We start from the raw sequence: 9,525 nt of genomic DNA, 5'->3' as shown, positions 1-9,525 counted from the left end.
CGGCGGAGGGCGCGGGCACGTCCAGCCGGTCGGCGAGTTCGTCGATCAGCCGGTACAGCTCGGGGGCCTCGGCGCGCTCGACCTGGACGGCCGGGGTCCGTGGCGGGACGGCCCGGCGGTGGGCGCGGGCGGTCAGCCCGGCCACCAGCACGCTCAGCGCGGCGACCGCGCAGACCACCCAGCGGGCGGCGTCCCACCCGGCGGCGTCGGGGGCGCCGGGTGCACCGATCCGGCCGGTGAACCGGCCGGCGAGCAGGACCACCGCGACGGCGGTGGGCAGGGCGGCGGCGGCCAGGGCGAGGCCCCGGACCCGCAGTACCGCCTGGGCGTGAGCGCGCGCGGTGTCGACTACGGCCATACGGTGCGGCACCCCCTTCGGAGCCCTCGGGCGCCCGGCTTCGGGCCCTGAGCCGACTCGAAATGATCAGTTCCGACCGGGAAGCGGAGGCATCCGATCCCCGGTAGTGCATGCTGCGTGGCGCTACTGACATTTTCGACGCCCCGGTCCCGGCGGGCGTTCCGGATCACCCCGGTTTCCACTCGTCCCGGTGACGTCGCCCGGATTCCGGACGCCCGCGACCGGTCCGGTGCGGAGCACCGGGCGAACACCCGGCCGAACGCCGTCCAGCATCCCCCCGCGGGCACACCGCTACCCGGCGGCGCCCCGGCGCGCGGCCGCGTCGCACTGCGATCCAGCGCACCATAAGGCCGGGCGCCCGGTTACGTCAGCCGGATGCGGGGGCTATCACTCGATGGGCTGGATTCCGGCCTCCGAACGGTGCGTCGGCCCCCGGAACCGCTCCGGCCCGGAAACGCCGGGGGCGCTGCGCCCATGGGGGTTCAATCCCACGGGGCGCAGCGCCCCCGCCGCACTGCGGCCGTCGGGCCGGCCTCAGCCGGTGGCCGCCTTCAGCGCGATGTCGGTGCGGTGCTGGCCGCCCTTGAGGGAGATCCGGTCCACGGCCGCGTACGCGCGGTCGCGCGCCTCGGCCAGGTCGGCGCCGGTCGCGGTGACCGACAGGACGCGGCCGCCGGCGCTCAGCACCCGGCCGTCCTCGTCCGCCTTCGTCCCGGCGTGCAGCACGTACGCGGTGCCGTCCGCCTCGGCCTCGGCCAGGCCCTCGATCGGGTCGCCGGTGCGCGGCGCGGCCGGGTAGCCCTCGGAGGCGACGACCACGGTGACGGCCGCTCCCTCGTCCCAGCGCAGCGGCTCCAGCTGGTCCAGGGTGCCGGTGGCGGAGCCCAGCAGGACGCCGGCCAGCGGGGTGCGCAGCCGGGCCAGCACGACCTGGGTCTCCGGGTCGCCGAAGCGGGCGTTGAACTCGATCACCCGGGTGCCGCGCGAGGTGAGCGCCAGGCCCGCGTACAGCAGGCCGGAGAACTCGGTGCCGCGGCGGCGCAGCTCGTCCACGGTCGGCTGCAGGACGGTGTCCAGGACCTCCTGGACGAGCCCGTCCGGCGCCCACGGCAGCGGCGAGTAGGCGCCCATGCCGCCGGTGTTGGGGCCCTCGTCGCCGTCCAGCGCGCGCTTGAAGTCCTGCGCGGGCTGGAGCGGCAGCACGGTGGTGCCGTCGGTGATCGCGAACAGCGACACCTCGGGGCCGTCCAGGTACTCCTCGATGACCACGCGCTCGCAGGAGGCGGCGTGCGCCAGCGCGGCCTCGCGGTCGGAGGTGACCACGACGCCCTTGCCGGCCGCCAGGCCGTCGTCCTTGACGACGTACGGCGCGCCGAAGGCGTCCAGCGCCTCGGCGGCCTCCTCGGCGGTGGTGCAGACGTAGGAGCGGGCCGTGGGGACGCCGGCGGCGGCCATCACGTCCTTGGCGAACGCCTTCGAGCCCTCCAGCTGCGCGGCCGCGCCGGAGGGGCCGAACACCGGGATGCCGGCCGCGCGCACGGCGTCGGCGACGCCGGCCACCAGCGGGGCCTCCGGGCCGACCACCACCAGGTCGGCGCCGAGCTCGGCGGCCAGCCCGGTGACCTGGGCGCCGTCCAGCTGGTCGACCGGGTGGACAGTCGCCACCCGGGCGATCCCGGCGTTGCCCGGGGCACAGTGCAACTCGGTCACGGAGGGATCTTGGGACAGGGAGCGGCACAGGGCGTGTTCGCGGGCGCCGCCGCCGATGACGAGGACCTTCACGCCAGGCAGCGTAGTCGGTGGCCTGTTCCGGCCGCTCTCCGGTCCCGTCGGATCCTCCAGGCAAGGAGGTCCGTACGCCCACGACATCGGAGGATCCTCCAAGCCCGACCGGGCCGGTTGTGCGGCGGGTGACCGGGTCAGGGCGGTGGGTCGCCGGACCCTCGCTCGGACGGGTGAAATCTCGCCGCCCGCCGCGACCCGCTCACCTCGGGTTCCGGTGGCCGAAACCGGTAACGATCACCGTGGAAGCGCCCCCACGGTCAGCCATTTGGCGGTAAGAAGTGCTGTTGGACAACCACCGGCAGACGTCAGGTCAGCCGATGCGCCGCCAGACCCAGCCGCCCGCCCGCCACAGGGAGCCCCACAGGTGAGCCAGCCGGAAATGCAGCCCGAGGAGAGTGCCTGGGGCAAGGAGATCGGTGAGGAGGACCAGCCCGTCGCCGCCGTCATCAGGCGGGCCTCCACCCGCCGCCGGACCGATCTGAGCACCCGACAGTTCCCGCTCGGGGACTGGGGCGAGCCCGCCGAACGGCTGGAGGAGCTCTACCGCTGGTCCGAGGAGCGGGCGGTCGAGGCGATCGAGTGGTACCGCCGGGACCGGATCTGGAAGCGCCGCTGGGCCCGTCTGCTGCGCTTCGCCTCGGCCGGCTTCGCGGTGGGCGGGGTGACCGCCCCGCTGGCGGACCTGACCGGCGTCCTCGCGCACGGCACGGGCTGGGGCTACGTGGGCTTCGCGCTGGCCGCCGCCTGCTACGGCGCCGACCTGGCCTTCGGCCTCACCTCCGGCTGGATGCGGGACGTCTCCACCGGCCAGGCGCTGCAACGCCGACTGGAGGCCTTCCAGTTCGACTGGGCGTCGGAGTGCGTGCGCGAGGTGCTCGGCCCGACGGAGGGCACCGCGGGCGAGGCCGCCGAGCGCTGCCTGGGCGTGCTGCGCCGGTTCTGCGAGGACGTCTCGGACATGGTCCGCTCCGAGACCTCGGAGTGGATGCTGGAGTTCCGCGCGTCGATGACCCAACTGCCCACCCAGGGCCCGGGGACCTGGGGCGGGCGCTCCGAGCCCGGGGTGGGCGCCCAGGTGCGGGTGCTGCCGCCGCCGGGCGCCCGGCCGACGATGCCGCGCCAGCGGCCGCCGGAGGGACCGCTGCGGTAGGGGCTCGAGCTCGAGCTCGGGTCCGGTTTCAGGCTCAGGTTCGGGTTCGGGTTCAGGTTCGGGTTCGGGCTCAGGCGAAGACGATCATCGAGCCCTGGGTGAGGCTACGGGTCGCCGCCGCGTACAGCCCGGACCAGGCGTGCCGCTCGCGGGCGAAGGGGTGCAGGTCGTCGATCGGCGGTCCGAACGGCTGCTCCAGGCCGGTCGGGCCGAGCGGCCTGGTCGGGTCCGGCGGGTTGAGCGGGTCGATGCCCAGCGCCGGGGCGACGGCCTGGAGTTCGCGCAGCAGCCCGTGGCTGGAGCCGAGCGGGCCGCCGGAGGCCAGCAGCGTCTCGTCCACCAGCGGGCTCGGGAACTCGATCGGGACGTACGCACCGGCGTGGTCGAAGTGCCAGACCAGGTGCGACTGTTCGGCGTTGCTCTCGAACATCTCCAGCAGCTGCTCGTAGTCGCCGCCGAGCGAGTCGACCGGGGTGATGTCCAGTCCGGTCAGGCCCAGCAGGTAGGCGCGGCGCAGGAAGTGCAACGAGTCGTAGTCGAAGGCGGCTATCGGCTCGACCGCTCCGCTCAGCCCGGGAACGTACTGGTAGACCGGCACCTCGGGCAGCCCACGTGAGGTCAGCACCGCGTTGTAGAGCGCGAGGTCGTCCCGGAAGGGGTTGTCGGGGCTGTGGCTCAGCACGTCCACCAGCGGGACGAGCCAGAGGTCGCAGGCCATGGCCGGCAGTTCCTCTCCGGGCGGCGGGATCGCCCGCGGGGCGGGGCGACGAAGGGCGGAGTCGGTACCCGGACGGCCCTTGTCCGGGCTCCGGTTCGACGACCGCCCACCCTACCGGCCCGGTGCCGGGTGCAGGGCGGGCCCTCGGGCGCCGAGGCCTGTCAGGCATGGCCTAGGCCGGCGACTCGGGCAGCCGTCGGCCGAACCGCGCGGACGGCACCCAGCGCGGCTGCGGCACCAGCCCGAGGCCGAGGCCCAGTTCACGGCCCAGTTCACGGCCGATCTCCTCGCCCCGCCGGGGCCGTTCCGGCCAGCCGGCCACGGGCTCCGGAACGGGTGCGGCCACCGGCTGCGGCTGCGGCGAGGGCGCGGACGGCTCGACCGGTACGGGCAGCGGCTCCGTTCCTGCGGTCTCGGCGAGCAGCCCCACCACGGTCACCGTGTCCAGCGACTGCCCGGCCAGCCCGGCCAGCAGCCGGACGGTGAACAGGTTGTACTCGCTGATGATCCGGTGCGCGCCCGCCAGGTCGCGGGCCGCGACGGCCTCGACCAGGTCCAGGTGGCGGTCCCAGCAGACCCCGGCCAGGGTGGGCATCGCCCGCAGGTAGGGCGCGGCGAACATCCAGGACTGCACCCGCAGCCAGTCCAGGTAGTCCGCGATCCGGCGGTTGCCGAGCAGGGCGGCGACCTCCTGCCAGAACCGGCGGTCGCAGCCCACCATCACGTCCAGGTTCCCGGACCGGGCGGCCCGCACCGCGGCGTCGGCCCGGCGGCGCAGCGAGGGCAGCCGGGTGACGTCGGGCAGCGCCCGGCGGGTGGCGAACTGGCGGAAGTAGCTGTCGGTGAGCAGCACCCGGGACTCGAAGATCTCGACGAAGTCCTCCCAGCACAGCTCGGGCACCGTGAAGCCCCGGTGGTGCTCGGCCCGCAGCAGCCCCTGGGCGCCGAGGTCGACCAGCGCCTCCCGGGCCGGGGTCGCGGAGACGCCGTACAGGTCGGCGATCTCCTTGACGGTGAAGTTGCGGCCGGCCGCCAGCCGGCCGGCCATCATCTCCTCGCGCAGGGCGCCGGCGATCTGCTCGCGCAGGCTGTTGCGCTGGATGACGGGACGGGGGGTGTCGCCAGCGCCGGTACCGGACATGCGTGCGACCTCCTCGGGCGGGCCGCCGTGCCGACCCGCGACGGACCGGCGGACGAGCGGCGGGGAACACGACGAGTGCTCATCTTCTCAAACCGGGTCGGAATAGGTATGAACCAACCCTCCCGAACACCGCTCGAACGCCACTCGAGCCCCGCCCGTCCCTTCCGAACGCGTCCGGAAACAGACCGGAAACCGTCCGGAATCCGCCTGGGATCCACCCTCTGCGCCGGACCTCCGCTCAGCGCTGGACGGGACGCTCAGCGCTGGACGGGCGCCGGGATCCCGAGCAGCCGGTCCCGCAGCACCGGGAACTCCTCGCGCGCCTTGCCCACCTCGACCGGATCGAACTCGACGGTCAGCACCTGCTCCTCCGCACCCGCCTCGGCCAGCACCCGGCCCCACGGGTCCACCACGATGCTGTGCCCGGCCTGCTCGACCCCGGCGTGCGTCCCGGCGGTGTTGCAGGCCAGCACGAAGGCCTGCTCCTCCACCGCCCGGGCCCGGGCCAGCAGCGTCCAGTGCTCGCGCCGCCTGGCCGGCCAGGCCGCCGGGACCACCAGCAGCTGCGCCCCGGCGTCCAGCAGCGCCCGGAACAGCTCGGGGAAGCGCAGGTCGTAGCAGGTGGCCAGGCCCAGCGTGCCGAAGTCGGTGGGCGCCGTGACGATCTCCTGCCCCGCGCCCATCACCACCGCCTCGCCGCTGTCGAAGCCGAAGCGGTGGATCTTGCGGTAGGTGTGCACCAGCTCGCCGTCCGGGGCGAACAGCATCGAGGTGTTGTAGATCGGACCGTCCGGATCGCGTTCGACGATCGAACCGGCGTGCAGCCAGACCCCGGCGGCCCGGGCGGCCGCCGCCATCGCGTCCGAAGTGGGCCCGTCCAGCGTCTCCGCGCCCTCCGACCAGAGGTCGTACGCGAAGCCGCCCAGAGGCCACAGCTCCGGCAGCACCACCAGGTCGGCACCCTGCTGCGCCCGTACCAGCGCCGCCGCCCTGGCCCGCCGTTCGGCGGGCGGCTCGGCGTCGGAGACCGCGAGTTGGATCAATGAAGCGCGCACAGTACCACCGTCCACGGCAAGAGACCTACGATCGTCACCCGAAAGCGCTGCCCAGCTGTCTCCCGGCAGCGTAACGTGCGGTTAGCGCGTGCGCCCGGAAGCCGGACCATCCCGGCCGACCGCGATGGCCGGGCACGACCGTAGGAAAGCTGACGGAGGGCCGGAGATTCCCGTGACGGACAACCAGACCGTGCAGGCTTACACCGAAGCGTGGACCCAGAGCATCGAGTCCATATCGGAGCTGGTCGCCCCCCTCCCCGAGGGCTCCTGGAACCGGGCCACCGAGTGCTCCGGCTGGTCGGTCCGGGACGTCGTCTCACACGTGATCGCGGTCGAGTCCGAACTCCTCGGCGACCCCCGCCCGATCCACTCGCTGCCGCGTGACCTTCGCCACGTGACCACCGAGTTCGCCCGGTACGTCGAGCTGCCGGTCGACAAGCGCCGCTGCCACACCGCGCTGGAGATGACCAGCGAGCTGGAGTACACGGTCATCCGCCGCTCCCGCGCGCTGCGCAATGCCAAGCAGACGCCTGAGGAGCCGGTGCGCTGGCCGGGCGGCCCGCTGGCCCGGGACATCCCGTACCACGAGCTGCTGCGGCTGCGGGCCTTCGACGTCTGGGTGCACGAGCAGGACCTGCGCCGAGCCCTGGAGACCCCCGGCAACCTGGACGCGCCGGGCGCGCTGATCACCCGGGACGTCCTGCTGGAGCAGCTGCCGAAGGCCGTCGCCCGCAACGCGGGCGCCCCGGCCGGGACGGCCCTGGTGGTGGACGTGACCGGCCCGGTGGAGTTCCTGCGCACCGTCCGGGTCGACTCCACCGGCCGCGGCACGGTGGACGAGTCGATCAGCCTGGCCCCCGACGTCCAGCTGACCATGGACTGGGAGACGTACGTCCGGCTCGCCTGCGGCCGCGGCCGGCCCGGCCCGGTGCAGGTCGAGGGCGACCGCGAGCTGGCCGACCGGGTGCTGGCCAACTTCTCCGTCACCCTCTGAGACCTCGGCGCACACCACCCGGCGTACACGCACCAACGTGCGCCGGGTGGGCACCACTCGTGCATCCATCCGTCAATCCGGCACCAGCCACCTCACCTGATCGGCCTCGTTGTTCCGGGCAGTCCTGCCATCACACGGAAGAAGGAGGAGCGTCCGGATGGACGACGAACAGGAACAGCAGGGACAGATGGTGCTGGTGCGGTCGAGCTTCCCGGTCACGGGGCAGCCGATCCGGGTCGTGATGATCGACGGGGAGCCGTGGTTCGTCACGGCGGACGTGTGCCGGGTGCTGGGCCGACGCAATCCGAGCGACACCATCAAGGGGCTGGAATCCCACCAGCACCGCACCGTCGACCTGCGGGCGGTAACCCTCCACCAGATGGAGGGTTACGACGTTCCCGCAGGTCAGAAACCCTACCGGCAAGGAAATCCATTGCTCGGCGTGGTGAGCGAGGCAGGGCTGTACAGCCTCCTCATGAGGTCGGACAAGAAGTCCGCCCGACCGTTCCGGGCATGGGTCACCGACGACCTCCTCCCCTCCATCCGCCGCGGGGACACCGACATCCCCACCCAGCAGCGCCGGATGGCGGAGACCCTGACCGAGGCGATCGGGCAGCAGGTGCGGATCGTCGCGGAGATCGACCACGAGGACTGGCCCGGTCTGACCGTCCACTCGGACGGGACGGTCCACTGCCGGCACGGGGAGATGATCCTCCACCTGCCGGGCCGGGAGGAGGACAGCGGACCGCCGTTCGGCGCGTACTTCGCCTGCCCGGGCGGGGAGCGGGTCGGTATCCGGGGCAGCCGGGTCGTCCCGGGCTGCCCGAAGCTGAAGCTGGTGGACCTGATCCGCCTCCGGCGCGAAGCACGGTCCGAACCCAAACCTGCGCCCAGCCAAGGAACGTTGATCGTGGAGATGCATGGCGCCCGGATCTACGGAACAGCGCCGCAGGTCGCCGAGCTGATGCGCGAGTACGGGGGCTGACCAACCTCGCGGCGATGCCGCCGCTATGCATGACCTTCAGCCAGGCAGACCCTAGCTTGAAGCTAGGGTCTGCCACGTTTCCGCAGGTCAGAAACCCTACGCCCCCACCGCCACAACCCTCCGCCACAGCCGCAGCACCATCACCGTGCCCGCCGCCAGCGGGACGTACAGCCAGCAGAACGCCCAGCGGAAGGCGTCGGCCGAGTACGTCCCGGCGCCGGCCGGGGAGAGCGCGTCCAGCAGCACGCCGATGCCGAGCAGGGTGATCATCGTGCCGATGAAACCGCCCATGTTGACGATCCCGGAGGCGGTGCCGAGCCGCTCCACCGGGTTGCGGGCGCGCGCGTAGTCCAGGCCGACCAGCGAGGCCGGGCCGTTGCTGCCCATCACCAGGATGATCCCGACCAGCAGCCAGGTCGGCGGGTGCCCGCCCGGCCAGGCCAGCACCAGCGCCCAGCCGAGCCCGGTGGCCGCGACGACGCCGAACACGATCGGCATCCGGGCCCGGGCGGTGCGGGACAGCAGTCGGCCGAAGACGAGGCCGCAGCCCATGTTGGAGAGCACCAGCAGGGTCAGCAGCCCGCCGGCCTCGGCCCGGGTCATGCCCTGCCCCTCCACCAGGTAGGGCAGGCCCCAGAGCAGGCCGAAGGCGTTGCCGGGGAACTGGGTGGTGAAGTGGATCCACAGGCCCAGCCGGGTGCCCGGCTCGCGCCAGCAGTCGAGGACCTGGCGGCGGACGTTCGGCCGCTCCCGGTGCGCGACCGGCCGTATAGGGGCCTGCTGGCCGGGCGTGTCCTTGAGGAAGAGCGCGACCAGCGCGAACACCGCCACCCCGAGCAGCGCGATCGCGGTGAAGGTCGGCGTCCAGCCTTCGCGGTGCAGTGCCTGGGCGAGCACCACGGTGGTGACCAGGTTGCCGCCCATCCCGGCCAGCCCGGTCAGCTGGGCGACGAAGGGGTTCCGGGCCGCCGGGAACCACCGGGCGGCGATCCGCAGCACGCTGATGAAGGTCATGGCGTCGCCGCAGCCGAGCACCGCCCGGGAGGCCAGCGCGGGGGCGAAGGCGGAGCTGAACGCGAAGGCCAGCTGACCGGTGCTCAGCAGCAGCACGCCGAGCAGCAGCACCCGGCGGGGCCCGAACCGGTCGATGAGCAGCCCGACCGGGACCTGCATGGCCGCGTAGACCAGCACCTGGAGGATCGAGAAGGTGGAGAGGGCCGAGGCGCCGATGCCGAAGCGTTCGGCGGCGTCCAGTCCGGCCACGCCGAGGCTGGTGCGGTGGATGATGGCGAGGACGTAGACGCTGGCGCCGATGGACCAGGCCAGCCAGGCCGCACGC

At 73.3% G+C, this 9,525-nt stretch carries 8 protein-coding genes and 1 pseudogene; 3 read left to right on the top strand and 6 right to left on the bottom strand.

Translation table 11 applies throughout. The features are described 5' to 3' along the window. Together J0670_RS20175 and purD are read right to left on the bottom strand one after the other, a co-directional pair. Nucleotides 1-358: pseudogene (locus J0670_RS20175) on the bottom strand (hypothetical protein); the annotation flags it as partial. A 534-nt stretch (nucleotides 359-892) separates the two neighbouring features. Continuing rightward, complete coding sequence (gene purD, locus J0670_RS20170) at nucleotides 893-2,140, bottom strand: phosphoribosylamine--glycine ligase (RefSeq protein ID WP_207813031.1); 1,248 nt, start codon at nucleotides 2,138-2,140, stop codon at nucleotides 893-895. A gap of 367 nt (nucleotides 2,141-2,507) precedes the next feature. Here purD and J0670_RS20165 point away from each other — a divergent pair, with 367 nt between their 5' ends. Then, complete coding sequence (locus tag J0670_RS20165) at nucleotides 2,508-3,293, top strand: SLATT domain-containing protein (protein ID WP_307806603.1); 786 nt, start codon at nucleotides 2,508-2,510, stop codon at nucleotides 3,291-3,293. A gap of 70 nt (nucleotides 3,294-3,363) precedes the next feature. On the opposite strand, the gene J0670_RS20160 is transcribed toward J0670_RS20165, so the two are convergent. The 3 genes from J0670_RS20160 to J0670_RS20150 all read right to left on the bottom strand — a co-directional run bounded on the left by J0670_RS20160 (nucleotide 3,364) and on the right by J0670_RS20150 (nucleotide 6,207). Beyond that, nucleotides 3,364-4,011, bottom strand: coding sequence for a hypothetical protein (locus J0670_RS20160; RefSeq protein ID WP_207813030.1), 648 nt, complete (start codon nucleotides 4,009-4,011; stop codon nucleotides 3,364-3,366). Nucleotides 4,012-4,183: 172 nt separating this feature from the next. Further along, the gene (locus tag J0670_RS20155; RefSeq protein WP_207813029.1) at nucleotides 4,184-5,152 is read right to left on the bottom strand and encodes a GntR family transcriptional regulator; all 969 of its coding nucleotides are present in this window, start codon (nucleotides 5,150-5,152) and stop codon (nucleotides 4,184-4,186) included. A 257-nt stretch (nucleotides 5,153-5,409) separates the two neighbouring features. Continuing rightward, the gene (locus J0670_RS20150) at nucleotides 5,410-6,207 is read right to left on the bottom strand and encodes a carbon-nitrogen family hydrolase (protein WP_207813028.1); all 798 of its coding nucleotides are present in this window, start codon (nucleotides 6,205-6,207) and stop codon (nucleotides 5,410-5,412) included. Nucleotides 6,208-6,379: 172 nt separating this feature from the next. Between J0670_RS20150 and J0670_RS20145 the strand changes: the two genes are divergently transcribed. Together J0670_RS20145 and J0670_RS20140 are read left to right on the top strand one after the other, a co-directional pair. Beyond that, nucleotides 6,380-7,201 (top strand): maleylpyruvate isomerase family mycothiol-dependent enzyme, encoded by an 822-nt coding sequence (locus tag J0670_RS20145; protein ID WP_207813027.1) that lies wholly within the window; start codon nucleotides 6,380-6,382, stop codon nucleotides 7,199-7,201. Nucleotides 7,202-7,358: 157 nt separating this feature from the next. After that, nucleotides 7,359-8,186 carry a Bro-N domain-containing protein gene (locus J0670_RS20140; RefSeq protein ID WP_207813026.1) on the top strand — a complete coding sequence of 276 codons (828 nt, stop codon included), beginning with the start codon at nucleotides 7,359-7,361 and terminating at the stop codon, nucleotides 8,184-8,186. 96 nt (nucleotides 8,187-8,282) lie between these two features. On the opposite strand, the gene J0670_RS20135 is transcribed toward J0670_RS20140, so the two are convergent. Next, nucleotides 8,283-9,525, bottom strand: a 1,243-nt coding sequence (locus J0670_RS20135; protein ID WP_374223131.1) for a nitrate/nitrite transporter, incomplete at its 5' end; no start/stop codon positions are given.

Source organism: Streptomyces sp. FH025 (genome assembly GCF_017427025.1).
Taxonomy (GTDB): domain Bacteria; phylum Actinomycetota; class Actinomycetes; order Streptomycetales; family Streptomycetaceae; genus Kitasatospora.
The sequence above is the reverse complement of the archived record's forward strand: the minus strand, read 5'-3'. Positions and strand labels throughout refer to the sequence as shown.

Excerpts from the sequence above, each read along its gene's own strand:
- J0670_RS20155 (WP_207813029.1), bottom strand. The coding sequence starts at position 5,152 with ATGTCCGGTACCGGCGCTGGCGACACCCCCCGTCCCGTCATCCAGCGC.
- J0670_RS20160 (WP_207813030.1), bottom strand. The coding sequence starts at position 4,011 with ATGGCCTGCGACCTCTGGCTCGTCCCGCTGGTGGACGTGCTGAGCCAC.
- J0670_RS20140 (WP_207813026.1), top strand. The coding sequence starts at position 7,359 with ATGGACGACGAACAGGAACAGCAGGGACAGATGGTGCTGGTGCGGTCG.